Source organism: Actinomadura xylanilytica, assembly GCF_030283145.1.
Taxonomy (GTDB): domain Bacteria; phylum Actinomycetota; class Actinomycetes; order Streptosporangiales; family Streptosporangiaceae; genus Spirillospora; species Spirillospora xylanilytica.
In genome coordinates this window covers 1,411,189-1,435,166 of sequence record NZ_JASNWE010000002.1, presented here as the reverse complement: position 1 = coordinate 1,435,166, position 23,978 = coordinate 1,411,189, and the positions used below count along the sequence as shown (strand labels likewise).

Genomic DNA, 23,978 nt, shown 5'->3' with positions numbered 1-23,978 from the left:
ACCAGGCGTCAAGAACGGGATGCGCCGTGCTTCCTGGACTCCTCCTCCGGGTCCTTGGGAACCCGGCACGCGTACTCCAGGAAGAAGGCGGCGCCGACCAGCACCATCGCCGCCAGGAACGTGCCGCCGCTGACGAAGAAGTCGTGCCGGGGCGTCGGCTTGTCGAGCGCGTCGCCGAGGCTGGCGGCGAAGCCGGCGAAGACGCCGCCGAGCACCCCCGCCGCGTGCGCGCTGGCCTTGCCGAGGGCGGCCATCCGCGCGACGACCAGGGGCTCGACCGGCTTGGTCCCGGGCTTGCGGCGGATCCGGCGCAGCACGTTCACACCGGTGAACGCCTCCCCGAGGGCGAGCAGCAGCAGCGTAGGCACCGCGGTCCAGGGCAGCGGCGGCAGCGACACGTAGGCGGTGCGCAGCACCGCCCAGGTGATCAGTGCGACCACGATCACCAGGGCGATGAGGGGCAGTGGGCGAGTGTGCTTCATGCAGGCGGCTGCAAGGTCAGGTCTTCCCGGCGGCGGACGGCCGACGGGCCTCCTTCCGCCTGCTTGGCACCGGCCAGGTCGCCGATCCGGCCGTGGCCGGGCAGCAGCACGTCCGGCTCGATGTCGGCCCACGGGACCAGCACGAACGCCCGCTCGTGCGCGCGGGGATGCGGCAGGGTCAGGTGGGGATCGGCGGACGAGACGTTCCCGAACACCACGATGTCGATGTCGAGGGTGCGCGGCCCCCAGCGGACCTCCCGGACGCGCTGCATCGAGTTCTCGATGTTGAGGATGCGTTCGAGGAGGTTCTCCGGGGGGAGCCGGGTGTCGGCGACCAGGACGATGTTGAGGAAGTCGTCCTGCTCGGGCAGCGTCTCGCCGGGCGGCGCGAACGGAGTGGTCTCGTACACCGGGGACAGCGCGACGAAATCCAGCCCGGGGGCGTCGAACAGAGCGTCGACCGCGTCCTGGATGTTCTCCAGGCGGTCGCCGAGATTGCTGCCGAGCGAGAAGACGACTCGGTGCTGGACCAGCATGTGGCCACCGGTCGCGGTGCGGTCGGGCATGCGGTCGGACGCTGTCATGGGCGACTCCTCGTGATCTTCACGGCCACGTCCGTGAAGGGGTGCGGCACCGGGGCACTCGGCTTGTGGACGGTGACCTCGGCCTCCATCACCAGCGTGTCTTGCAGGCAGACCTCCGCCAACCGGCCGGCCAGAGTCTCGATGAGGTCGACGGGCTCCCCTTCGACGACGGCGACCAGGCGGCCGGCGAGTGATCCGTAGTCGACGGTACGCGACAGATCATCTCCGGCCGCGGCCGGGCGGGTGTCGAGCCCCAGCGCGACGTCCACCACGAACTCCTGCCCGAGCTCACGCTCGGCGGGGAGGCAGCCGTGCCGGCCGCGGGCGCGCAGGCCGCGCAGCTCTATCCGGTCGAGAGTCATTCTTCCTCTGCCTCTGCTCCATTGAGTACGGGGGAACCGTGATGGAGCAGGAGTCGCCATTCCCCGCCGAGCCGGACGAACACATTGGTCGCCACGATGCTCCCCCCGGCGAGGAAGCCCGTCTCGGTGCCCTCGTCGGCGGTGAGGACGTTCTCCTTGCAGGTGACCACCGCATGGTCCCCGTAAGCATCACATTCCACATCAGTCAGGACAAATTGGATGTATGTGGTGTTGGCCATGATCAGCGCCCACGAGCGGAGCACCTCGTCCCGGCCGCGCAGCATCGGCCAGCCGGGATGCACGCACGACACGCCCCCGGCGTACGGCCCGTCCGCCCAGACCGCCGACATCCGGTCGAGATCGCCCTCCTCGAACGCGGCGTAGAACTCCGCGTGGGCCTCTTCCAGGTCGGCGCGGTCAACGGCAGGGCTCATCGATGGTCGCTCCCGGAATCGCCGCGGCGGCCCGCCGCGTCACTGTCGGCTTCGGACACCGCCACATCACGCCGGGACGCCATACCGGGACGCTCAGACGCGCCCGCGGGCCCCGCGGTGCGTACGGCGGAGGCCACCCGAACGGCGTCGGCGTTGGGACGGACCCGGTGCACCCGCACGCACCAGGCACCCGCCGCGGCGGCCAGGGCGGTGATCGCGACAGTGGCGTCGTCGCAGTCGTTGAACGGTCGCCGGGTTCCGTCGGGGGCCGCCAGGAGCCTCCCGAGGAATCCCTTGCGGGACGCCCCGACGAGCACCGGGTAGCCGGTGCCGAGGAGCGTGTCGAGGTGGGCCAGCAGCGCCCAGTTGTGGCCCGCCTCGGGACTCTTGGCGAACCCGAGCCCGGGGTCCAGCACGATCATGGACGGGTCGACGCCCTCGGCCAGGACGGCGTCGACGCGGCGCAGCAGCTCGTCGCGGACCTCGCCCACCACGTCGGAGTACACGGCCCTGCTCTGCATGTCGTGGCTGTGCCCGCGCCAGTGCATGACGACGTACGGCACACCGGTCGCGGCGACCATCCGCGGCATTCCGGGATCGGCGAGCCCGCCGCTGACATCGTTGACGAGCCGGGCTCCCGCGGCGACGGCGGCCTCGGCCACCTCGGCGCGCATGGTGTCGACGCTGACCGGCACGCCCTCGGCGGAGAGGGCCTCGATGACCGGGACGACCCGGCGGAGCTCCTCCTCACGGGACACCCGCTGGGCGCCGGGACGGGTCGACTCGCCGCCCACGTCGACCACGTCGGCGCCCTCCGCGACCAGATCGAGCCCGTGCCGGATGGCCTTGTCGGCGTCGAACCAGGTGCCGCCGTCGGAGAACGAGTCGGGCGTCACGTTGACCACGCCCATGACCAGGCAGCGCCCCGGCGCTGGCAGTCCTGGAACGACGGCACTGGTCATACGAACAAGCCTATGCCCAGACGGGAGGCCCTTCGCGCGCCGCCCAGTGCCCTGGACGCCCGTTGTCCAAAGGGATTCGATCGTCACACACGCAAAGGCCCGCCGGGCTCCCCGAAGGGTGCCGGCGGGCCTTCACAGAATGTGCAGGCCGTGCAGTGAGCGTAGTGCCCACACCTCCGGCCCGCGCCCTGGGATCAGGCGCGGCCCAGGATGAGGCTCATCGCCTCGGCGCGGGTCTCGGCGTGATCCCGGAAGTCGCCGCGCACGGCGGAGGTGACCGTCCGGGCGCCGGGCTTCCGCACGCCCCGCATGGTCATGCAGAGATGCTCGGCCTCGATCACCACGATGACGCCGCGCGGCTCCAGGATGCGCATCACCGCGTCGGCGACCTGGCTGGTGAGGCGCTCCTGGACCTGCGGCCGGCGGGCGTACACGTCGACCAGCCGGGCCAGCTTGGACAGCCCGGTGATCTGCCCCTTCTTGTTGGGCGTGTAGCCCACGTGCGCGAGCCCGTGGAACGGCGTCAGATGGTGCTCGCAGGTCGAGTAGACCTCGATGTCCTTGACCAGGACCATCTCGTCGTGGTCGGCCTCGAACACCTTGTTGAGCGCGTCCTCGGGCGCCTGCCGGAGCCCGGCGAACTGCTCGGCGTACGCGCGCGCCACGCGGGCGGGGGTGTCGCGGAGCCCGTCGCGATCGGGGTCCTCCCCGATCGCGAACAGGATCTCGCGCACCGCCCGCTCGACCCGGCCATGGTCGAAGTCCGGCATGCCGGTGACGGCCCCGACCGGCGCGTCCTCGTCGTACGGGAGAGCCAAAGCGATCAGCTCTCGCCCGGAGCCGGGTCGGTGGGCTCGGCCACGCCCGTCCCCTGGCCGTTGCTCTTGGTCAGGTCGGTGACGTCCTGCGGGCCCATCAGCGCCAGCTCCTTGGGCGTCAGCACCGGCGGCCGGTCGGACGGGAGGCGCTTGCCGTAACCGGTGTAGGAGTTCTGGAACGGCCGCTTCTGGATCGGCGCGAAGATCTCCAGCACCTGGTCCTTGGAGAGCGTCTCCTTCTCCATCAGGTTGATGACCAGGTCGTCCAGGACGTCCCGGTACTCGACCAGGATCTCCCAGGCGGCGTCGTGCGCGGCCTCGATGTAGCGGCGGACCTCGTCGTCGATCGCCGAGGCGATGTCCTCGGAGTAGTCCCGCTCGTGGCCCATGTCGCGGCCGAGGAAGACCTCGCCCTGGCCGGTGCCGAACTTGCGGGCGCCGAGCCGCTCGCTCATGCCGTACTCGGTCACCATGTTGCGGGCGATCGAGCTGGCCTTCTCGATGTCGTTGGCCGCGCCGGTGGTCGGCTCGTGGAACACCAGCTCCTCGGCGGTGCGTCCGCCCAGCAGCATGGCGAGCTGGTCGTTCATCTCCGAGCGGGTGGTGAGGAACTTGTCCTCCATCGGCAGGGTCATGGTGTAACCCAGGGCCCGGCCGCGCGGCAGGATCGTCACCTTGTGCACGGGGTCGGAGTTCGGCAGCGCGTGCGCCACCAGCGCGTGCCCGCCCTCGTGGTAGGCGATGATCTTCTTTTCCTTGTCCGACATCACCCGGGTCTTGCGCTCCGGCCCGGCCATGACGCGGTCGATGGACTCCTCGAGGGTGTCCATGTCGATCAGCTTGCGGTCGAACCGCGCGGTGAGCAGCGCCGCCTCGTTGATCACGTTGGCCAGGTCCGCACCGGTGAAGCCCGGGGTACGGCGGGCGATGATGTCGAGCTCGACGTCGGGGGCGAACGGCTTGCCGCGGCCGTGCACCCGCAGGATGCCCTTGCGGCCCTCGAGGTCGGGACGGTCGACGGTGACCTGGCGGTCGAAGCGGCCCGGACGCAGCAGCGCCGGGTCGAGGATGTCGGGCCGGTTGGTCGCCGCGATCAGGATCACGCCGCCCTTGACGTCGAAGCCGTCCATCTCGACCAGGAGCTGGTTGAGGGTCTGCTCGCGCTCGTCGTGCCCGCCGCCGAGCCCCGCGCCGCGGTGCCGGCCGACGGCGTCGATCTCGTCGATGAAGATGATCGACGGGGCGTTGGTCTTGGCCTGCTCGAACAGGTCGCGCACCCGGGAGGCGCCGACGCCGACGAACATCTCCACGAAGTCCGAACCGGAGATCGAGTAGAACGGCACCCCGGCCTCGCCGGCGACCGCGCGGGCCAGCAGCGTCTTGCCGGTGCCGGGCGGGCCGTACAGCAGCACGCCCTTGGGAATCTTGGCGCCGATGGACTGGAACTTGGCCGGATTGGCCAGGAAGTCCTTGATCTCCTCCAGCTCTTCCAGCGCCTCGTCGGCCCCCGCCACGTCCGCGAACGTGGTCTTCGGCGTGTCCTTGGTGATCAGCTTGGCCTTGGACTTGCCGAAGTTCATCACCCGATTGCCGCCGCCCTGCATCTGGTTCATGATGAACAAGAAGATCAGCACGATGACGACGATGGGCAGCAGGCTGAACAGCAGGTTGAGGAAGAAGCTCTGCTTGGGCACCTCGACGTTGTAACCGCCGGGAAGCTTGCCCGCGTTGGCCTGCTGTTGCAGTTGGTTCTGTAGTTGGAGACCCTGACCGTCGACCCAGGAGGCCTGCTGCTGCTTGCCGTTGGTGAGAGTGACCTCGACCCGCTGATCCTTGTCGATGATCTTGGCGGACTTCACCTGCCCAGCGGCGATCTCCTGGACCACCTTGGAGGTGTCGGTCTTCTCAAATGAACGACCGGGATTGACGCCCCACATGACAAGGGCGACCAAGAGGCCGAACAGCAGGATCCACAGCAGCGGCCCGCGAAAATAGCGCTTCACGTCCATTTATCCGGTTACCCCTACGGGGCCCGTCCCTCCTGACCAACGTCTGTGTACGATCCTCGCCCGCCATGGGGACGGGCACCACTGCGAACCGATCTCGTACACGGCGGGCCCTCGCCTGGGGCGCACACCCGCCGAGGCGGTCTCCATCATGTGGCTCCCGGGCCCGAGGACCCGGAACACCGACGGTACACCGCACCGCACAGAGGACGCAGCCAGCGCCGATCCCCTGATCCATCCGATATACCCGTCGACGTCCCTTGCAACGATCGGTCGGGGGCCCTTGTTCCCTGACGTACTTTTCGTGCCCTTCACCGGCCGATCGAGAATCATCCGGGAGTGTCCGCCCGCTCCGGCCGTCCACCACCGCACCGCCGCCGGTCCACCACGGGGCCTCCGCCGGGCCCGCCGGGCCCTTCCGGGGCTCTTGCGAGCGTCCTCGGCGAGCCCTCGGCCGGACCCCGGGCGACTCCTGGTCGACTCCCGGGCGGCCCGCTCAGGCTCCGTCGCCTCCGTACACGTGGGGCGCGAGAGTGCCCACAAAAGGCAAATTCCGATACTTCTCCGAGTAGTCGAGCCCGTACCCGATGACGAACTCGTTGGGAATGTCGAACCCGATGTACCTGACGTCGAGGTCGGTCTTGACCGCCTCCGGCTTGCGCAGCAGCGCGCAGATCTCCAGCGAGGCCGGGCCGCGCGAGCGCAGGTTGCTGACCAGCCAGGACAGGGTGAGACCGGAGTCGACGATGTCCTCCACGATCAGCACGTGGCGGTCGATGATGTCGGTGTCGAGGTCCTTGAGGATCCGCACGACGCCCGAGGACTTGGTGCCCGAGCCGTACGACGAGACCGCCATCCAGTCCATCGAGGCCGGCGTGTGCAGCGACCGCGCCAGGTCCGCCATGATCATCACGGCGCCCTTGAGGACGCCGACGAGCAGCAGGTCCTTGCCGGTGTAGTCGGTGTCGATCTGCGCGGCGAGTTCCCGCACCTTGGCCTGTAGCCGATCCTCGGGGATCAGCACCTCTGCCAGATCCCTGCCCAGGTCCTTCTCGTCCACAACCCCACCCTCGTTGTCGCGACCACTCGTCCGCCCGCGCGGGCGGACGCCACCTTGAGGCGAACGCGTCACGTGACCGAACACACACGACGCGGTGTCAAACCGGACCGAACAGCAGCCTCCCATACCGCCGGAAAGCGCGTAGACCTCCGGGCAGGTCGACGTGCCGCTGCCCATGCCAGTCCGTGACCAGCCGATCCACTTCGTCGACGTGGACGGCCGCGAGCGTACCCGGTGGACTGCCCGCCTGGATCGCCGCGGTCCGCAGCACCCGGGTCCTTACGGCGGCGGGCAGGTCGTCGAGTCCCTTCAGCAGAAGCGCGACCTTCTCGGGGCCCTCCGTCGCGTCGAAATCCGCGTACGCGCGCGCAGCAAGGGCGTCCAGGGCGTCAGCGTCATCGCGCAGCATCCGGGCCGTGCGCGCCAGGGCGTCGGTCACTCCCGGCCCCAGCACGCGCTCCAGAGTGGGCAATGCCTCATGCCGGACGCGCACACGCGCGTAGGCCTCGTCGTCGTTGTGCGGGTCGTCCCAGGGGTCCAGCCCCATTGCCAGGCACGCGCGCCGCACCGTCGCCCTGTCGAGCTCCAGCAACGGCCGCCTGTAGCGCACCCCTTCGGACGAGGAGTGGCGGCGTTCGAACGAGGGCGGCATCCCGGCGAGGGACCGTGCCCCTGAACCACGAGCCAGCCCCAGCAGGACCGTCTCCGCCTGGTCGTCCCGTGTATGGCCGAGGAGTACCGCGGAGGCTCGCAGCCGGACCGCCGTCGCGTCCAGAGCTGCGTAGCGGGCCGTACGGGCGGCGTTCTCGGGGCCGCCCTCCTCCCCCACGTCGACCGCCACGGACCCGGCAGGGTCCAGCCCAAGGCCCGCCAGAGTGCGTACAACGGCGGCGGCGTGGTCGTCCGAGCCGTCCTGCAAGCCATGGTCGATCGTGACCCCCCCGGCCGGACGTCCCGAACGGGGCGCCTCGAAGGCGAGCGCACCGGCCAGAGCCAGGGAGTCGGCGCCTCCACTGCACGCCGCGAGCACCATCGAGTCAGGCGGCAGCTCGGCGAGCACGCGCCGAACCGCCAGCCGTACCGCCGCCACCGCCGGATCAGGGCCCATGGGAAATCTCTACCATCCGGCCGCTACCGGCCCGGCGCTATGGAGCCATACCTCGGCGGCCTCAGGCCTCGTTCGCGTCAGGAGGAGTCCCGTCCGCCGCTGGGGAGGGCGCGTCCACCGCCGGCGAGGAGGCGTCGAGGGAGCGGGAACGGACGACCCGCTCCAGCCAGAGGGCCGGTTCCTTGATCTCGGCATGGGTCGGCAGGGTCTCGGGCGACTGCCAGACCTGGTTGAACCCGTCCATGCCCGCGTCGGCGACGACCCGGTGCACGAACCGTGAGCCCTCGGCGTACTGCTTCATCTTCAGGTCGATGCCGAGCAGCCGGCGGATCGTCTTGTCCATCCGCGAACCGCCGTCACGGCGTCCCTGGAAGCGCGCGCGGATCTGCTGCACCGACGGGACGACCTCGGGGCCGACGGCGTCCATCACATAGTCGCCATGGCCCTCGACGAGCGTCATGACCGCGGTGAGCCGGTCGAGGATCTCGCGCTGCTCAGGCGTCTGGATCGCGTCGATGAGGTTGGAGTCGCCCCCGCGCACCGCGTCGGCGACCGCTTCCGCGGCGTCCCGGATGCGGTCCAGCATCGCCCCGGGATCGAGATCCGAGGCGAGCAGGAACCTGGTCATCTGGTCCTGCACGTACTCGCGCAGCCAGGGGACCCCGGTGAACTGCGCGCGGTGCGTCTCCTCGTGCAGGCACACCCACAGCCGGAAGTCGCGCGCGTCGACACCGAGCTCCTGCTCGACGTGGACGATGTTGGGCGCGACGAGCGTCAGGCGGCCCGTGGGCGCGAGACCGGACGGGTCGGGCGGCAGGAATAGCTCGTACTGCCCGAGCACCCGGCTGGCCATGTACGCGAGGATCCCGCCGACCTGCATGCCGGTGACCCGGGAGCCGATCGCCTCGACCACCACGGTGCCCGCCCCGCCGCCGAGCAGGCCGGGGCCGCGCCGCTCCTGCATCTGCTCCATGAGCGGTTCGAGCACCACCCTGAACCCGTCCACGTTGGCGCGGATCCAGCCGGGACGGTCGACGACCGTCGCCGGCGCCGGATCGATCTCCGAGGCCATGCCGGTGAAGTCGCGCACGTGCCCGTGGGCCAGCCCGGACAGCTCCCGCAGCTCGGCCACGACCTCGCGGGCCTCGGCATGGCTGACCTGCGGCCCCGGCCGGACGAGACGGGTACCCGTCTGAACCGCCAGGTTCCAGTCGATCATTGAGGCGCTCATGTACTCCACCGTACGTTTCAACACGTGGCGCCGGAGCGCCCTGCACGATCGTTCAACGAACAACCGTTCTGGTTATCTCCCGTACGAGAGCGTCCACACGCGCCGTCCCGGATCCCCCGTCGGCACGTGCCGCCCCCGCTTCCCTCGCGCACACGCGCGGAGGGCAGCACTGGCCGAACGCGGGCCGTACAAGGTCCAGCGCACCCGCAGGAGACGGCTTCAGCCGCACCCGCAGGAGGCGACCGTAGCCGCGAGACGGTCGAGCTTGCCGGGGTCGACGGGGCTCTTGCCGTCGCCCGCCATGAAGGCGAAGGCCAGCAGGCGCCCGTCGGCGTCGTAGGCCACCCCTGCGAGGGTGCTGACGCCCGCGAGCGTCCCGGTCTTGGCCCGGACCGTCCCGGCGCCGGCCTGGCTCGCCGCGACCGTGTAGCGAGGCGGCCGGAGCGTGCCGGAGAATCCCGCGACCGGCAGCCCGGTGATGACCGAACGCAGTTCAGGATGGTCGGGTGAGGCGGCCAGCGACGCCAGCCGTGCGAGCGCGAGCGGAGTGATCCGGTTGAGCGGCGACAACCCGCTGCCGTCGTTGACCTGGACGCCCTCGGCGGCGCCGAGGCCCGCCAGCACCTGCCGCACGGCCTGCGCCGCGTCCGCGAACGACGCCGGACGGCCCAGTTTGATCGCGACCTGCCGCGCCATCGCCTCGGCCACGTCGTTGTCGCTCTCGGTCATCAGATGCTCGATCAGTGCGGACACCGGAGGTGACTGCACAGCGCCCAGGCGCGCCGCGCCCTGAGGCGCGGCAACGCGACGGCCACGCTTCGCGTACACGCCGTTACGGGTCAGCAGTCGCGCGAACGCGGCCGCAGCGGAAGAGGGCGGATCCGCCACCCGGGACTTCTGCGTCGGGTCTCCGGGAGCGACCCGGCCCTCGTCCAGTGTCAGTGCGCTGACCGGAGCCACCTCGCCGTCAGGCAGGTAGTTGGGCTTCCATCCGGCGGCGACGCGCGGTCCCTGATACGCCGACGCGTCATAGTCCACGCGGGCGCGCTGTACGCCGGCCGCCTTGAGGGACGCGGCGGTCTGCCGGGCCAGGTCCGTCAGCGAGGCGTAAGGCGGATGCGTAGCGCCCGGGCGCGCGGGAAGGGCCGTCAAGGTAGGATCCCCGCCTCCGACCAGTACGATGCCGCCCCCGGCACCACGGACGACCTGTGTGGTGATCCGGTGCCCGGGGCCGAGCGCGGCGAGCGTCGCCACCGTCGTGGCCAGCTTGGTGGTACTGGCCGGGGTGGCGGGCCGATCGGCGCGCTGCTCGAACAGTGGCCGGCGGGTCACGGCGTCGATCACCACCGCGTTGATCTTCGCGCCGGGGCCGCCGATCAGTCCGGACAGCCGCCCCGCCAAGGTAGAGGCGTTCGGTACGCGCGCCGAGGACGAATCCGCGGCGGGCAGGGACGCGGTCGCGGAGACGAGATCGCGTTCGGCCACACTGGGCGGCTGGGGCGACAGATGTCGATCCGGTGTGAGTTTGACCACTGCGAGCGCCGCGACGGCGGTGAAGACATTAAGGAGGGACAGCGACACCAGAGCGAGGGTGCGGCCCCGTGCAGGCACGCTACCGCCCCTCTCCCACTCACCACTCACCAACGTGCGACATCCTTATATAAGGGAACACCCACCCTGTGGGGGTCGGCCTCACCCGCTCAGACTCCCGAAAGACTAATCACTGCGACCGCGCAGGGAGCGGAGGACATCTTGGATTTCGACGTCACCATTGAGATCCCGAAGGGCCAGCGGAACAAGTACGAGGTGGACCACGAGACGGGCCGCATCCGGCTGGACCGGATGCTGTTCACCTCCACCCAGTACCCGGCGGACTACGGGTTCATCGAGGACACCCTGGGAGAGGACGGCGATCCGCTCGACGCGCTCGTCCTCCTCCAGGAGCCTACGTTCCCCGGCTGCCTCATCCGTTGCCGCGCCGTCGGCATGTTCCGGATGACCGACGAAGCCGGTGGTGACGACAAGGTCCTCTGCGTTCCGGCGACCGACCCCCGGCAGGAGCACCTTCGCGACATCCACCACGTCCCGGAGTTCGACCGCCTGGAGATCCAGCACTTCTTCGAGGTCTACAAGGACCTGGAGCCGGGCAAGTCCGTCGAGGGCGCCAGCTGGGTGGGCCGGGTCGAGGCAGAGGCCGAGATCGAGCGCTCCCGCAAGCGCGCGGTCGACCAGGGAGGCCACTGAATCGCGAGGACGGCGACGGTCCGCTCCCGGCCGTCCACGACGAGGCACGTCGAACCCTTCCGTATGGCCCCCGGCCGTACGGAAGGGTTTTCGCCTTCCCCCGCGCGCTCGAGGCCACGCCTTCGGCAGGACCGTTCCCGTGCGCCGCGCACGCGGTCAGCCGAGTGCACGGGTGGCGCCGATGAAGATGCCGACATGGTGGATCGTGTCGGGTTCCGATGTGTCGTGGGCGAAGAAGACCAGGTCACCCGCGCGCAATGACCGCAGGGACACATGCGGTCCGGAGGTCCACCACGCGCACGCTGAACGGAGGCGGCGTGTTCCTGGGCGCTGCCGAGGCGCCGCTCCAGACGACGCTTCCGCGATTCGATCCGCTGGCCAGACGCAGCACGGTCGAACGGCCGGGAAATGATTTCGAATGACGACGAAGCGGTGCGGTGCTCGGCGACAGGCGCCGAATACCCCTGCCGTAACGGGGGCATCGGTACTGGCCAGGCATTACGGGACTGGTTCCGGCTGTCCGGCAGGCGGCGGAGAGTCGTTCGACGGCGGCGGCGTGTCGGAAGACGGCGACTGACCACCCGGCCGACCGGACTCGGACGGCGAAGGCGGAGGGGCCGAACCCGGCGCCGTCGTTCCGGGTGTCGTCCCCGGTACCGTCCCCGGCGGGGACACGGGGACGGGCGCGTGTCCGGGACCATTGTCCGCAGGACGCCAAGTGACGCGGACGCGTGGTCCTCCAGGCGCGAAGTCGATACGGCCCTCGCCTGACGAACGGGCCTTGCGGACGACGTGCACGCCGAGAGTCATCGACTGCCCTGCCTCCAGCCGTCCGGACGACCGGCTCAGCCGTACGGGCCCCGAGGCCCTCGCCAGCCAAGTGACCGGGCCACCGGCCGCCTGCAACTCGATGGAGCCGTTCGCACCGCCTGCCAGGTCGAGAGCGGATGCGGAGACCACGAGCGTCCCGGCACTGGTGGAGTGACCCGCTCCCGAGGAGGCGCCGGTGCTGGGAGCGGGCGGGAACGACCGCGGATCAGGTGGCGGAGCGAACGATGTGGACGGCGCAGACGGAGTGCGAGCGCCCAGCGGGAACGTCGCCGAGGCGGTAAGGGTGCCGCCGGCCCCTCCTGCGCCCGGCCTGCCGAGCGACCGGACCTCAGGCCACTCCGCACCGGACACCGGGCGCTCTTCTCCTTCAGAAGCCGCCGGGCCCACGTTCTGATCGCTCGCTCCGGACACGCCGTAGAGCACGGAGACGCCACCACCGAGCGATAGCAGGAGGGCCCCCGCCGCGGCACTCGTGCCCAGGCGGCGCGACCACGGAAATCGTGCACGCTGGAGCGGCAGAGCCGGCTCTGGGGACACCGTCTGGCGCTGAGGTGGCCTCGGGAATCCATCAGGAGTGAATTCGGTGATCCGATCCGCGGCGGAGAGGCGCTCCCCCACAGGCTCGGTGTCCTGGAAGCTGCTTATGACACGCCGCCGAAGCCCTTCGGGAGTTTCGGCTTTCGGCAGCATCCCGTACACCTTTGCCGCAGAGACGGCGCGCGGCCGAAACGCTTTACAGACAATGCAGTCCAACGCGTGGCGGGTCAGCCGTCCGCTCAGTTCGCGGGACAGTTCGCCATGCCGTTCCTGTAGAAGCAGCGCCCGTTCGACACAACCGTGCGGGCCCTGGTGGGCGAGGATCTCAGCGGTCAGCGCCGTCTCCAGCTCGTCATGCCCGCGGTCGAGCGCCGCCTGGGCGTCCTTGGCTGGCAGGTCGAACACGGCGGCCAGATCGGGCACCGACAACTGGTGCCGGATCCGCAGCTCCAAGATCTCCCGGGCGAGCGGGGAGAGCGCCAGCACGGCCCGCGACGCGACGATCCGCTGGTCGACGTCCTCCTGGTGGTCACCGGCGGCCGGTAGGTCGGGCGGCTGCTCTCCGCAGGGCTGGCGCCCTTCGCACTCCTGCCGGGCGATGGCGTAGAGCCACGGCCCGAACCGATCCGGATCGCGCAGCTTGGCGATGTGCGCTTCAGCAACCGTGAACGTGTCGCGCAGCGCCGCCTGTGCCGCGCCCTGTCCGCGCAGCCGGAACCAGCAGTACGCGTAGAGCCGCTCGGCGTACGCGTCGTATACCGACGCCGGGGCGTCTGGATCGCGCTCGCGCAGCGCCTCGACCAAGACGTGGTCAGTCATGCCAGAAAGCTAGGGCCCCCGGAAGCTCTTGCGCGGCAATTTGAAAAATCGAGCATGCCCACCCAAAGAGCATCGACCCCGCGAGCCGATCTCCTTCATCAGGCGTGGGCTTTAGCAGCCTTCAAGGGGATATCAGCGCCATTTCATCCAGGCGGAACGCTCGACCGCCGGCCGAACTTCGCCAGCGGCGATCATTGCACCGCAAACGGTAAAGCGTCACCAAAGACGTCCGGGGCGCTGGTCATTTCGCCCAGCGACGGCCGGCTTCGTGAGCTCGATGATCGACTTGACAGTGTCATCGTGACAGTGTCATCGTCAGTCCATGGACGCCACCTGGACGATCACCGAGCTCACGGAGCAGGCCGTCGCGGCCCTCGCCGCCGACGGCTCCGTACGCGTCAACGGCCGGGTGCGCGACCTGCCCAACGAGCGCCTCGTCCGCTGGTACACCACGATCGGCCTGGTGGATCCGCCACTCGGCCGCCGCGGGCGCACCGCCCTCTACGGACGGCGCCACCTCCTCCAACTGGTCGCGGTCAAACGCCGCCAATCGGCGGGCCGCACCATCGCCGAGATCCAACTCGAGCTGGCCGCCGCGACCGACGCCACCCTCCAACGCATCGCCGACCTTCCGCCGGCCATGGACCCCTCGGGCGTGCTCACGGGCGCCGCGACCTCCGCCCCCGCCCCCGCGGAGGACGAAGCCGCGTTGGCCATCGCCCTCGCCTCCGAACCGTCGTCCCCGACAACGCCCGGCCCCCCGATCGCACAGCGTTCCGGCGGGGCATCCGCGCCGCCCGCCGACCCGGAGTCCGCGACGAGGCGGGACCAGAACGGTCAGAAGGCGCGGGCACGGTTCTGGGCGGCGCGCACCGACGTCGCCTACACCTCGTCGGTGTTCCCCGAGGCGCTCGAGCACGCGGGTGCGGCTCCGGCCCTCGTGCAGGGGGTGCGGCTGACCCCCGACCTCACCGTGCTGCTGAACGTCCCCCAGCTGAGCGGCGACGACCTGGCCGCCATCGAGACCGCGGCGCGCCCGCTGCTCGACGAGCTGCGGCGGCGCGGGCTGATCGAGCTCCCCGCCGAGACCCCTGCGAACCCGTCCGACATCCCTCCCCGGAGATCACAGTGACCGTGTGCATCCTTCCGATTCCCGAGTCCGAGACGCCTCCGCCCCCTGGCCGCGGCCTGGGCGCGCTGAGCACCGACAGGGGCAACCTGCCGCTCGACACCATCGACGTGCGCGCCTCGATCACCGGCCTGGCCGCCGGGATCGAGATCGCACAGGGCTTCCACAACCCGTTCGACGTGCCCCTGGAGGCCACCTACATCTTCCCGCTGCCAGACCGCGCCGCCGTGACCGCGCTGCGCATGGAGGCCGCCGACCGGGTCGTCGAAGGCGTCCTCAAAGAGCGCGGGCAGGCACGGCAGGAGTACGACACCGCGATCGCCGCCGGGCAGCGCGCCGCGATCGCCGAAGAGGACCGCCCCGACGTCTTCACCATGCGGGTCGGCAACATCCTGCCCGGCGAGCGCGTGACCGTCCGGCTGGCACTCGACCAGCCCCTTCCCTACGAGACGCACGGCGCGGACGCCGAGAGCGGCGCCCGCCCGAGCAGCTGCTCGACGTTCCGCTTCCCGCTCGTGGTGGCCCCCCGCTACATCCCGGGGGCGCCGCTGGACGAGGCGGCGGCCGGCTCTGGCGTGGCCGACGACACCGACGTGGTCCCCGACGCGTCCCGGATCAGCCCGCCGGTGCTGCTGCCCGGCTTCCCCAACCCGGTACGGCTGTCGATCACCGTCGACATCGACCCGGCGGGGCTGCCGCTCACCGAGATCCGCTCGGCGCTGCATGTGGTGGCCGAGGAGTCGGACGGCGATCGGACGATCGTGCGGCTGAACCCGGGCGAGCGACTCGACCGCGACTTCATCCTGCGCATGGCCCACGACCAACACGAGACCGCCGCGCTGTGCCTGATCCCCGACGAGGCCGGCGAGGAGGGCACGTTCACCATGACCGTGCTGCCCTCCGGCGAGACCACCCCCCGCCCGCGCGACGTGGTGCTGATCCTCGACCGTTCCGGCAGCATGCACGGCTGGAAGATGATCGCCGCCCGCCGCGCCGCCGCACGCATCGTCGACACGCTCCGCGGCGGCGACCGGTTCGCGGTGCTGTCCTTCGACACGGTGATCGAACATCCGGCCGAGCTGGGCACCGGGCTGGCCGAGGGCACCGACCGCAACCGGTTCCGCGCCGTCGAGCACCTCACGGCGCTCGGAGCGCGCGGCGGCACCGAGATGCTCGCTCCGCTCGAGCAGGGCTGCACCCTGCTCGCCGACTCCCCGAACGACCGCGTGCTGGTGCTCATCACCGACGGGCAGGTGGGCAACGAAGACCAGATCCTGGCCCGGCTGGAGCCCCGGCTGCGCGGAGTGCGCGTGCACACGGTCGGCATCGATCGCGCCGTCAACGCGAGCTTCCTCGAGCGGCTCGCCTCCATCGGCCAGGGGCGCTGCGAGCTGGTCGAGTCCGAGGACCGCCTCGACGAGGCGATGGAGCAGATCCATCATCGGATCGGCGCGCCCCTGGCGACCGGGCTGACCCTGCACGCCGACGGGCTCGAGATCGTCCCCGACTCGGTGGCGCCCCGCCGCATCGGCGCGCTGTTCCCCGGCGTGCCGCTGGTGGTCGCGGGCCGCTTCCGGGGCGTCCCCGAGGGAACCCTCGCGATCCGGGGCGCCGCAGCGAACGGCACCGCGTGGGAGCGGCACGCCGCCGGCACGGTGGCCAAGAACCCGGCCGCCGGATCGATCTGGGCCCGCGCCCATCTTCGCGACCTGGAGGACCGCTTCACCGTCAGCGGCACCCCCGAGCTGGAACACCGCATCGTCGACACGTCGCTGCGGTTCGGAGTCCTGTGCCGCTTCACCGCGTTCGTGGCCATCGACAGCCACGTCGTCACCGCGGGCGGCATCCCGCACCAGGTCACCCAGCCGGTCGACCTCCCGAACGGCTGGGCGGCACCGGACGAGACCATGGCGGTCCGGACGGCGATGCGCACCCGCGCGCGCCGCCGCTCCGCATCTCCCCTACCGGATGACGTCGCGGAGTTCACGCCAAGCGGGGTACCGGCCCCAGGCAGCTCGCCGAGTCCCGTCGCCCCGTCCACGGCGGGTGCTCCGCCGGCTCCGAGCGCACCCCCTGCCCCGAGCGGCCCATACATGCCGGGTGGCCCGCCCTCTCCAGGTGCCCCCGGCGGCCCACCGGTCCCGGGCGGCGGTCCCGTGCACGGCTCGTCGCGCCCGCACCGGGGCGGCTACAGGAAGCCGCGCCCGGCCCAGGGTGGCTACGGGAGGCCCGCCCCGGCCGGCCCCCCACCGGACGACGAGGCGCAGCACACCGGAGCACCCGCACCGAGCGACGTCCGGCAGGAACTCGCCGACGCCTGCGAGCGGCTCTCGGGCGAGCTCGACCGCCTGACCCGGATCAGCACCGGGGCCCAAGACCAGCGGCAGCATCACCTGCTTCGCTGGGTGGCCGACATGCTGGAGCTGAACATCCGCCAGCTCGAACGCGGCGGCGTGGACGCGACACGGGTGGCCCCGCTCGCCCAGTTGCTCACCGAACTCCGCACCGAACGGCTCCCGCTGTCGACGACCCGTCTCGATGAGCTCTGGCACCGGACGGTCCGAGTGATCAGCGGCTTCATCGCCCAGAACCCCCCGACACAGCCGGCCGCACCCCGCCGAGCCTTCTGGAAGCGATCCGGCTGACCACCGGTGGGGCGTCCGCACACCACCGGACGCCCCACCGCGCAGGCCCGGCGTACACGAGTGGACGGGCCGGGCTCACAGTGCCGAGGCGGCGCGCCGCACGGGTCGCATGACGGCCCGACGCACCACGGCGAACGCTCGGCAATGCGCCCGGCGCACACAGGTGAATGCGCCGGGCGCATGGCGCCGAGATGGCTCGTCGGGTGCCTGGGTGGCTGTTGGTGAGGCGGACTCCGGTGGTCAGGTGCGCTTCGGGTGATGGCGGCGAAGGAGCGGGATCAGGTTGAGTGCCAGTCCGACCACGGCGACACCGCTGACCAGGTTGACGCCCGGGTGGAAGGGGGCGAATCCGGCGCTCGTCGGGTGGGCGCCGCCCGCGACCAGGGCGGTGACGACGGCCAGGACGAGGGCGGCGCCCACCTGGCCCGACGTCTGCACCAGGCCGGACGCCAGGCCCTGCTCGGAGTCGTCGATGCCCTCGGTGGCCTGTCCCATGATCGAGCTGAACCCGAACGCGAACCCGCCGCCGAGCAGCAGCATGGTGGGCAGGATCGTGACGAGGTAGTGCGGGGTGTCGCCGGCTGTGGCGAGGAACCACACGTATCCGAGGCTGAGCGAGACCATCGAGCTGATGATCAGGCGCGGTGTGCCGTACCGGTCGACCAGGCGTCCGACGAACGGCGACCCGAGGGCGACCAGCAGACCGGCCGGAAGCAGCGCCATGGCCATCTTCAGCGGCGACCAGTGCAGAACGTCCTGGAGGTAGAGCGTCATCATGAACTGGAAGCTCAGATACGACCCGAACAGCGCGACCATGCTCAGGTTGGCGCGGACGATGCCGCCGATCCGCAGGATGCCGAGCCGGATCAGCGGGTGCGCGACCCTCTTCTCGGTGGCGACGAAGCCGATCAGCAGGGCCGCGGCGACCACGATGGAGCCGATGGTGAACGGGTCCAGCCAGCCGCGGTCGGGGGCCGAGACCACCGTGTAGACGGCGAGCAGCATCCCGCCGGTCAGCGTGGCGGCGCCGACAAGGTCGTGACCGCCGCCCGCCGCGGGACGGTCCCGGGGGATCAGCGCGACGCCCGCGGCCAGGGCGATCAGCGCGAGCGGCACCGGGGTCAGGAACGTCCAGCGCCAGCCGAAGCTGGTCAGCAGCCCGCCGAGGATCAGTCCGGACGAGTAGCCGCTGGCGCCGAACACCGAGAAGACCGAGAGCGCCCGGTTGCGCGCCCGTCCCTCGTGGAAGGTGGTGGTCAGGATGGACAGGGCGGTCGGCGCGGTGAACGCGGCGGCCAGGCCCTTGACGAAGCGGGTGGCGATGAGCAGCGGCCCGTCGGAGACCATGCCTCCGACCAGCGACGCCACCGCGAACACGGCCAACGCGATCAGGAACACGCGGCGCCGTCCGAGCAGGTCGGCCGTCCGGCCCCCGAGGAGCAGCAGTCCGCCGTAGCCGAGCACGTATCCGTTCACGATCCACTGCAACGAGGTGGTCGACAGGCCCAGCTCGGAACCGATGGACGGCAGCGCCACACCCACCATGGACACGTCGAGCCCGTCCAGGAACAGCACGGCGCACAGCACCGCCAGCACGCCCCACATACGGGGGGTCCAAGCCTGTTCGGCCGGACCGGCGGACACACGGACGGTGGAGACCGGTGAAGGGTCGGTGATAGTCACGGCGGAGGACACTACATGCACATGCATCAAATGTCTAAGCACTAAATTCGTTCACATCTAATGCATGAGCATCAGATGCGTGCGCATGCTAGGATCCCGGCATGGAGTCGGAGGCTGCTCTGATCGGCCGGTGGCGCGAGCTGCTGACCTCGTACAACACGATCGCGTGCGATCTCGATCGCGAACTTCAGGACGCCCACGGGCTGAATCTGAGCGAGTTCGAGACGCTCGATCGCCTCGCCGAGGGCGACTGTGAGCAACTCCGTATGCAAGAGATCGCCGCCGTCATGTACCTGAGCCAGAGCGCGCTCTCCCGCACGGTCGCACGGCTGGAGAAGCACGGCCTGGCCGGACGCGGCATGTGCGAGTCCGACCGTCGCGGCGTGTTCGTCAGCATCACCGAGGCCGGGCGCGCCCTGCACACCGAGGCCCGCAAGACCCACATGACGGTGCTCACCCGCCACCTGGCCCCCGAGGCGGACCGTCCGCCCGCCTGACGACGGGGCCGCCTCACCCCGTTGAGGACACCACGGGCGCCCTTCTGGTCTGGGCGCCACGAGCGGTATCCGGCCCGGTCTCCGCGGCGCACGCTCCCCGAGCGCCACGCATACACCAAGGCGGCGCATGCCCGGCCGGGGCGTCCGGCCCGCGCGCTGGGGCGGACGACCAAGTCCCTACGTCCGGCCCGCCTGCCCTGCCACCGAAGGCCGCGTCCGGGTGATGTCTAGCGGCCCGGTCCGCCGATCGCGGGGCCGGACGGCCAGAGGGCGGTGAGGTCGGCGGGTGTCAGCGGCGTCCGGTAGGCCGCCCGGAGAACCTCGTCCCTCACCTGATGCGGAGCCTCCGCCAGCTGGACGAACCAGTCGATGCCCGCCGGATAGGCCCACAGGTAGGTCCGGAGCTGCGGATCGGTGCCCCGATCGACCAGGATCTCGGCGATCGCGGCGTCCCCCCACCAGGGCACGCGCCGGCGCGCGTGGTCGGCAAGGTCGACGATCGGCGCACCGCGCTCGATCCCCAGGTGGAGCTCGGCACGGACGAGCTGGATGTAGTGATCGACCCGCACCTGCGCGGCGAGCGCGGGATCGTCGGGCGCGACGAACAGCGGGAGCGCTTGAGCCAGCCCCTCCAGGAGCACCTGATGCAGCGCGTGCACCGACATCAGCCGCACCCACGGAACGCGGTCTTTCGCGGTGACCGTCCAGCTCGAACTCTGGAGCCCGTGGCCGAGCACCTCGTGCAGCGCGAATCGCCGGACGCCGACCTCCGTGAAGACGGCGCTGCGCAGGTTGAGGCGCAGCCGGACGTCGTGTCCGGCGCCGTCGAGCCAGTAGGCCCAGTACGCGTCGACGTCGGCGGTCTCGATGGCGAGCTCGAACGGGGCTTGGCTGCCCGTGGCCGCGCGCACCGCGTCCTCGTACTCGGCGGCGGCCTGCCGGATGGCGTCCGGCGCGTCCGCGGCCTTGATCGTCCCTTCCGCCTCGTGCATTTCGGCGACGGTCTCCGCACCCCAGCCGACACCGAGGGCCGCGAGGTCGCGACGCGCGCGCTCGCCGCACGCGACGATGTACTCGTCAGGCCAGCCCGCACTCCCGCATCCCTGGGTGGCCCGGACGTATCCGGCGAGCGGGACGCGTTCGCCGAGCAGCGCGCCGAGATAGGCGATGTCGGCGTCGAGGCGTTCGACCAGGCATTGCGTCCCGGCGGACTCGCGCAGACCGATGAGCCTGCGGTAGATCTCGACCCTGCTCCGCGCCGCTTCGGGCGCGCCGTCCCCCGGACGGCAGTCGAAGTCGATGACGGCCGGACCGCCGCGGCCGATCTCGTACGCATGCCAGGCGCGGAGCGCCGTCTCGATCTCGTCCCGGAGTTGCACGACCACAACCTCAATAGCTCACCGTCGGCGGGGGCGCGGTCCGCCGATCACCCTCATGCTCCGCCGGTCAGCCAGCGGCCGTCGCGCATCAACTCCCGGTCCTTCAGCTCGTTCTCCTCACGCCACGCCTGGACGCGATCCAGTCGAACACGGAAATACCGATAGGAGTCACCCGCCTTGCGCGGGTCGAACCCGGCCTTCGCCGCGAACGCGTCCCCCCACTCCTCGGAGACGTCCACCGTGTTCAGCACCTCGGCCACCACGCCCTCGGCGAGGACCACGTCGCGGGTCAGCCCGAAGCCCAGCCGAACACCGCCCGAGTCACGCAGGTTACGCCCCGTGGGGTTCCCCACCGAGGTCGCGATGAACACGTCGGTGCCGTCCCACAGGAACGACAGCGGCACGAGATACGGGGTGCCGCTCGTGTCGGCCGAAGCAACCCAAACATCTACATCGCACTCAAGACGCTCGAGAACGTCCTGCCTGCGCTGCTGCTTGCTCCGAGGTGACACCATGCCCCGACCTCCCCGCTGTTCGTGACTGCCGACCCTACGCCCACCCTCCGACAGGGCGCGGACTGCTCCCACCAAGCCGCCGGCGGACCGGGTCGCTCACCCCCGGTCCGCCTGCTATCAGCGACGAGACCCGTCCAGAATGACTCCCACTATCCGCGGCCACCACAACGGCCTACAGTGTCCGAATGGATCAGGGGCCCCCAAGAGTCGGAGACCTCTTTCCAGAGTTCGTCGGCGAGCTCGTCGACCTGCTCCATGCGGAGGGCGAGAATGGGCTTGCCGCATCGGTGCCCTTCCTGCGCCTCACGGAGTGGTGTCCCTGCTCGGACGAATTCTGCAAGAGCTTCTATACGGCTCCCCCTCCGAAGGAGCCTACGGTGACGGGCATCGTTGCGTCTCTTTGTGGCCGGGCGACAGCATGATCGTGCTGGACGTCGTCCATGACGAGATCCAGTTTGTCGAGATCCTCCATCGGGACTCGCTGAGCTGATCTCGGCGCGCGACCTGCCGTGCACGGAGAAGAGATCTATCCAGTCCGGCTATCAGCGTCGGCTCGGCCTTCTACGCCTTCGGCTCGGTGAAGCGAATGTGGTTGCCGAAGGGGTCGCGGAGGCCGCAGTCGGTTCCGAACGGGCGGTCGGTGGGTTCTTCGGTGAACTCGACGCCCCGGCCCAGCAGCGTCGTATACGTCTTGCGGCAGTCGTCGGTGCTGAAGATGAGCTGGCCGCCCATCGCACCCTTGGTCACCAACTCGCGGACCTGCTGCGCCGTCTCCTCGGACATCATCGGCCCGCCCGGCTCCTCCAGCATGATCTGGCGTTCCGGGTGGCCGGGGACGTTGACGGTCAGCCAGCGCATGAGGCCCAGGTCGACGTCGGTGTTCACCTCCAAACCGAGCTTGCCGACGTAGAAGTCGAGGGCCTTGTCCTGGTCGAGAACGTAGATCTGTGAGTGCGTGATCCCATTGAACATGTGCATCACGCTACCGAGCGGGCCGGACGGAAACTTATCCGAAACGACTGAGTCGACGGTCAGTCGCCCGGCCGCGTCCACGCCATCGTGAAGCACGTCGGTACGCCCGTGGCCGCCACTTCCTTGCGGTACGTCCTCGGTGACCGGCCGACGATGTCGTGGAACGTGCGGCTGAAGGTTCCCGGGCTGCCGAAGCCGACCTGGAAACAGATGTCGGTCACACTTCGATCGGTCTCCCGAAGCAGGAACATCGCGCGCTCGACTCGGCGGCGTCGCAGATAACGGTGCGGCGTCTCGCCGAACGTGGCCCGGAAGGTACGCGTGAAATGCGCCGCCGACACATGGGCGATCTGAGCCAGGGTCGGGACGTCCAGCGGCTGCGCGTAAGCACGGTCCATCGCGTCCCGCGCCCGGAGCATGCGACGGTTGGTCTCCTCCACAGCGCGACTCACGGCGCCATCACACCACGATTCTCCGCCGATCCGTGCCGGTTCCGGGTGGCCAATCCGCACACGGCTCCGGAGGACGCTCCGGCCGGGTGGGCGTCACACCGTCTCGAATGGCAGCGGCGGCCAGCGCCGAAGCAGGCCGGCCGATCGCGATCCACGGGACAGACCTTGGCTCGACCCGCATCACGGCGGGTGTCACCCGGACCGCTTGCGGCGGTGAACAGACGCTGCAAACTTGATCGTCATGACTGCGCCTCCACCTTGGGTCGACGACCTGTTCCCGTTCCCCACCCCACCCGGGCTCGCCAGGCTGGTCGACATCGCCTGGGCAGATGCCTTTACCGACGAAGACGAGTACGACGAAGCCCTCCTGGCGACCCACTACGACTTCATGTTCGACCTTGAAGCCGCTCCCGGCGCACCCGACGGCTGGGAGTACGCCTATCCGGGCCCCTCGCTAACGAAAGGCGTGCGACAGGACCACGTGCCGATGTTCGCCACACCCGAGTTGGTGCAGTTCGGCCACCTGGGCAATGGCACCTGCGTGGGCTGGGTGGTGCCCGCCCCGGAACTGCGAGGGACCGATCACCCCGTCGCCCTCTTCGGCCAGGAACCCGGCGCACGCATCATCGGCGCAGACACCCGCGCCGGTCTGGAATGGATGCTCTCCCTCGGACTCCGCAAGAAGAACCTCCGGGACGACGACCGTGCTCTCATCGCCCGCCTCGCCACCGAGCTCGACCTCCACCCCACCCCCGAGCACGGCATCACCCCAGACGGCTTCGACACGATCGTGCCCCTTGAGCTCACCGTCCCGGCCGGATGGAGACACGAACCCGACGTGAACGGGGCCGGAGTCGGCGTACTGGCCCCCGCCGGCGCGTTCACAGACCGCGGCCACATGTACGCCGGCGGATGCCTGGACGAGATCCTCGCCCATACCGATCGACTGCTGGACACCGGATACCCGGCAACCGCCCTGCTAGAACTCACCGACGCCTTCCACGACGACCACGACCGCTTCACCCACCTACACCCCCTGTGGGCGCGCGCCTACCACGACCTCGACCGTCCCCAACTCGCAACCCGACTCGAAACGATGCTCCCGATGTACGCACCTCTCCAGCACTGAGAACCCTCGACAGAAGGCCGTTTTCAACCGCCGAATGTGTCGCTCGTGCTGTCCGGCGCGTCGTCGCTGGGCTCGGTCGTCGACCATCTGGTGACCGCT

24 protein-coding genes are annotated in these 23,978 nt (G+C 70.3%); 6 read left to right on the top strand and 18 right to left on the bottom strand.

The window, feature by feature from the left end:
- Positions 1-8: 8 nt before the first annotated feature.
- The 11 genes from QP090_RS17785 to dacB all read right to left on the bottom strand — a co-directional run bounded on the left by QP090_RS17785 (position 9) and on the right by dacB (position 10,628).
- Positions 9-482 carry a DUF3180 domain-containing protein gene (locus QP090_RS17785; RefSeq protein WP_285940032.1) on the bottom strand — a complete coding sequence of 158 codons (474 nt, stop codon included), beginning with the start codon at positions 480-482 and terminating at the stop codon, positions 9-11.
- Positions 479-1,066 carry a 2-amino-4-hydroxy-6-hydroxymethyldihydropteridine diphosphokinase gene (gene folK, locus QP090_RS17780; RefSeq protein WP_285940031.1) on the bottom strand — a complete coding sequence of 196 codons (588 nt, stop codon included), beginning with the start codon at positions 1,064-1,066 and terminating at the stop codon, positions 479-481. Before folK ends, QP090_RS17785 begins: the two co-directional genes overlap by 4 nt.
- Entirely contained in the window at positions 1,063-1,428 is a 366-nt protein-coding gene (gene folB / locus QP090_RS17775) for a dihydroneopterin aldolase (protein ID WP_285940030.1), read from the bottom strand. Before folB ends, folK begins: the two co-directional genes overlap by 4 nt.
- On the bottom strand, positions 1,425-1,862 hold the full coding sequence (locus QP090_RS17770; protein ID WP_285940029.1) for a nuclear transport factor 2 family protein: 438 nt from the start codon (positions 1,860-1,862) through the stop codon (positions 1,425-1,427). Before QP090_RS17770 ends, folB begins: the two co-directional genes overlap by 4 nt.
- Entirely contained in the window at positions 1,859-2,824 is a 966-nt protein-coding gene (gene folP, locus QP090_RS17765; RefSeq protein WP_490393321.1) for a dihydropteroate synthase, read from the bottom strand. The genes QP090_RS17770 and folP overlap by 4 nt, the downstream gene beginning before the upstream one ends.
- Positions 2,825-3,018: 194 nt before the next feature.
- Complete coding sequence (gene folE, locus QP090_RS17760) at positions 3,019-3,594, bottom strand: GTP cyclohydrolase I FolE (protein WP_285940110.1); 576 nt, start codon at positions 3,592-3,594, stop codon at positions 3,019-3,021.
- Between the two features lie 53 nt (positions 3,595-3,647).
- Positions 3,648-5,651, bottom strand: a complete 2,004-nt coding sequence (gene ftsH / locus QP090_RS17755; RefSeq protein WP_285940028.1) for an ATP-dependent zinc metalloprotease FtsH — start codon at positions 5,649-5,651, stop codon at positions 3,648-3,650.
- A 493-nt stretch (positions 5,652-6,144) separates the two neighbouring features.
- The gene (gene hpt, locus QP090_RS17750; RefSeq protein WP_285940027.1) at positions 6,145-6,708 is read right to left on the bottom strand and encodes a hypoxanthine phosphoribosyltransferase; all 564 of its coding nucleotides are present in this window, start codon (positions 6,706-6,708) and stop codon (positions 6,145-6,147) included.
- A 97-nt stretch (positions 6,709-6,805) separates the two neighbouring features.
- Positions 6,806-7,816 carry a tRNA lysidine(34) synthetase TilS gene (gene tilS / locus QP090_RS17745; protein ID WP_285940026.1) on the bottom strand — a complete coding sequence of 337 codons (1,011 nt, stop codon included), beginning with the start codon at positions 7,814-7,816 and terminating at the stop codon, positions 6,806-6,808.
- 61 nt (positions 7,817-7,877) lie between these two features.
- Positions 7,878-9,047: a zinc-dependent metalloprotease gene (locus QP090_RS17740; RefSeq protein ID WP_432763048.1), complete on the bottom strand. Its 1,170-nt coding sequence runs from the start codon at positions 9,045-9,047 to the stop codon at positions 7,878-7,880.
- 219 nt (positions 9,048-9,266) lie between these two features.
- Positions 9,267-10,628, bottom strand: a complete 1,362-nt coding sequence (dacB, locus tag QP090_RS17735; protein ID WP_285940025.1) for a D-alanyl-D-alanine carboxypeptidase/D-alanyl-D-alanine endopeptidase — start codon at positions 10,626-10,628, stop codon at positions 9,267-9,269.
- Between the two features lie 171 nt (positions 10,629-10,799).
- On the opposite strand from dacB, the gene QP090_RS17730 reads away from it, so the two are divergent.
- Entirely contained in the window at positions 10,800-11,291 is a 492-nt protein-coding gene (locus tag QP090_RS17730; RefSeq protein WP_285940024.1) for an inorganic diphosphatase, read from the top strand.
- A gap of 156 nt (positions 11,292-11,447) precedes the next feature.
- Here QP090_RS17730 and QP090_RS17725 read toward each other — a convergent pair whose 3' ends face one another.
- Together QP090_RS17725 and QP090_RS17720 are read right to left on the bottom strand one after the other, a co-directional pair.
- A complete protein-coding gene (locus QP090_RS17725) occupies positions 11,448-11,657 on the bottom strand; it encodes an NlpC/P60 family protein (protein ID WP_285940108.1) in 210 nt (69 codons plus the stop codon).
- Positions 11,658-11,789: 132 nt separating this feature from the next.
- On the bottom strand, positions 11,790-13,478 hold the full coding sequence (locus QP090_RS17720) for a sigma-70 family RNA polymerase sigma factor (protein ID WP_285940023.1): 1,689 nt from the start codon (positions 13,476-13,478) through the stop codon (positions 11,790-11,792).
- Positions 13,479-13,800: 322 nt separating this feature from the next.
- On the opposite strand from QP090_RS17720, the gene QP090_RS17715 reads away from it, so the two are divergent.
- Positions 13,801-14,610: a MerR family transcriptional regulator gene (locus QP090_RS17715; protein ID WP_285940022.1), complete on the top strand. Its 810-nt coding sequence runs from the start codon at positions 13,801-13,803 to the stop codon at positions 14,608-14,610.
- Entirely contained in the window at positions 14,607-17,252 is a 2,646-nt protein-coding gene (locus tag QP090_RS17710) for a VIT domain-containing protein (protein ID WP_285940021.1), read from the top strand. Before QP090_RS17715 ends, QP090_RS17710 begins: the two co-directional genes overlap by 4 nt.
- 240 nt (positions 17,253-17,492) lie before the next feature.
- On the opposite strand, the gene QP090_RS17705 is transcribed toward QP090_RS17710, so the two are convergent.
- Entirely contained in the window at positions 17,493-18,962 is a 1,470-nt protein-coding gene (locus QP090_RS17705; protein WP_432763047.1) for an MFS transporter, read from the bottom strand.
- A gap of 74 nt (positions 18,963-19,036) precedes the next feature.
- Between QP090_RS17705 and QP090_RS17700 the strand changes: the two genes are divergently transcribed.
- Positions 19,037-19,432 (top strand): MarR family winged helix-turn-helix transcriptional regulator, encoded by a 396-nt coding sequence (locus tag QP090_RS17700; RefSeq protein ID WP_285940019.1) that lies wholly within the window; start codon positions 19,037-19,039, stop codon positions 19,430-19,432.
- Between the two features lie 227 nt (positions 19,433-19,659).
- Here QP090_RS17700 and QP090_RS17695 read toward each other — a convergent pair whose 3' ends face one another.
- Together QP090_RS17695 and QP090_RS17690 are read right to left on the bottom strand one after the other, a co-directional pair.
- The gene (locus tag QP090_RS17695; protein WP_285940018.1) at positions 19,660-20,811 is read right to left on the bottom strand and encodes a hypothetical protein; all 1,152 of its coding nucleotides are present in this window, start codon (positions 20,809-20,811) and stop codon (positions 19,660-19,662) included.
- 53 nt (positions 20,812-20,864) lie between these two features.
- Positions 20,865-21,326, bottom strand: a complete 462-nt coding sequence (locus QP090_RS17690; RefSeq protein ID WP_285940017.1) for a pyridoxamine 5'-phosphate oxidase family protein — start codon at positions 21,324-21,326, stop codon at positions 20,865-20,867.
- Between the two features lie 313 nt (positions 21,327-21,639).
- On the opposite strand from QP090_RS17690, the gene QP090_RS17685 reads away from it, so the two are divergent.
- On the top strand, positions 21,640-21,816 hold the full coding sequence (locus QP090_RS17685) for a hypothetical protein (RefSeq protein ID WP_285940016.1): 177 nt from the start codon (positions 21,640-21,642) through the stop codon (positions 21,814-21,816).
- Between the two features lie 71 nt (positions 21,817-21,887).
- On the opposite strand, the gene QP090_RS17680 is transcribed toward QP090_RS17685, so the two are convergent.
- Positions 21,888-22,298, bottom strand: a complete 411-nt coding sequence (locus QP090_RS17680) for a VOC family protein (protein ID WP_285940015.1) — start codon at positions 22,296-22,298, stop codon at positions 21,888-21,890.
- A gap of 59 nt (positions 22,299-22,357) precedes the next feature.
- Positions 22,358-22,738, bottom strand: a complete 381-nt coding sequence (locus tag QP090_RS17675) for a helix-turn-helix domain-containing protein (RefSeq protein WP_285940014.1) — start codon at positions 22,736-22,738, stop codon at positions 22,358-22,360.
- Between the two features lie 253 nt (positions 22,739-22,991).
- Here QP090_RS17675 and QP090_RS17670 point away from each other — a divergent pair, with 253 nt between their 5' ends.
- Positions 22,992-23,879 (top strand): hypothetical protein, encoded by an 888-nt coding sequence (locus QP090_RS17670; protein WP_285940013.1) that lies wholly within the window; start codon positions 22,992-22,994, stop codon positions 23,877-23,879.
- Positions 23,880-23,978: the final 99 nt, after the last annotated feature.

Coding starts and splice junctions, on each gene's coding strand:
- QP090_RS17785 (WP_285940032.1), bottom strand. CDS start 482: ATGAAGCACACTCGCCCACTGCCCCTCATCGCCCTGGTGATCGTGGTC.
- folK (WP_285940031.1), bottom strand. CDS start 1,066: ATGACAGCGTCCGACCGCATGCCCGACCGCACCGCGACCGGTGGCCAC.
- folB (WP_285940030.1), bottom strand. CDS start 1,428: ATGACTCTCGACCGGATAGAGCTGCGCGGCCTGCGCGCCCGCGGCCGG.
- QP090_RS17770 (WP_285940029.1), bottom strand. CDS start 1,862: ATGAGCCCTGCCGTTGACCGCGCCGACCTGGAAGAGGCCCACGCGGAG.
- folP (WP_490393321.1), bottom strand. CDS start 2,824: ATGACCAGTGCCGTCGTTCCAGGACTGCCAGCGCCGGGGCGCTGCCTG.
- folE (WP_285940110.1), bottom strand. CDS start 3,594: ATGCCGGACTTCGACCATGGCCGGGTCGAGCGGGCGGTGCGCGAGATC.
- ftsH (WP_285940028.1), bottom strand. CDS start 5,651: ATGGACGTGAAGCGCTATTTTCGCGGGCCGCTGCTGTGGATCCTGCTG.
- tilS (WP_285940026.1), bottom strand. CDS start 7,816: ATGGGCCCTGATCCGGCGGTGGCGGCGGTACGGCTGGCGGTTCGGCGC.
- QP090_RS17740 (WP_432763048.1), bottom strand. CDS start 9,047: ATGAGCGCCTCAATGATCGACTGGAACCTGGCGGTTCAGACGGGTACC.
- QP090_RS17720 (WP_285940023.1), bottom strand. CDS start 13,478: ATGACTGACCACGTCTTGGTCGAGGCGCTGCGCGAGCGCGATCCAGAC.
- QP090_RS17715 (WP_285940022.1), top strand. CDS start 13,801: ATGGACGCCACCTGGACGATCACCGAGCTCACGGAGCAGGCCGTCGCG.
- QP090_RS17705 (WP_432763047.1), bottom strand. CDS start 18,962: ATGCATGTGCATGTAGTGTCCTCCGCCGTGACTATCACCGACCCTTCA.
- QP090_RS17700 (WP_285940019.1), top strand. CDS start 19,037: ATGGAGTCGGAGGCTGCTCTGATCGGCCGGTGGCGCGAGCTGCTGACC.
- QP090_RS17690 (WP_285940017.1), bottom strand. CDS start 21,326: ATGGTGTCACCTCGGAGCAAGCAGCAGCGCAGGCAGGACGTTCTCGAG.
- QP090_RS17680 (WP_285940015.1), bottom strand. CDS start 22,298: ATGTTCAATGGGATCACGCACTCACAGATCTACGTTCTCGACCAGGAC.
- QP090_RS17670 (WP_285940013.1), top strand. CDS start 22,992: ATGACTGCGCCTCCACCTTGGGTCGACGACCTGTTCCCGTTCCCCACC.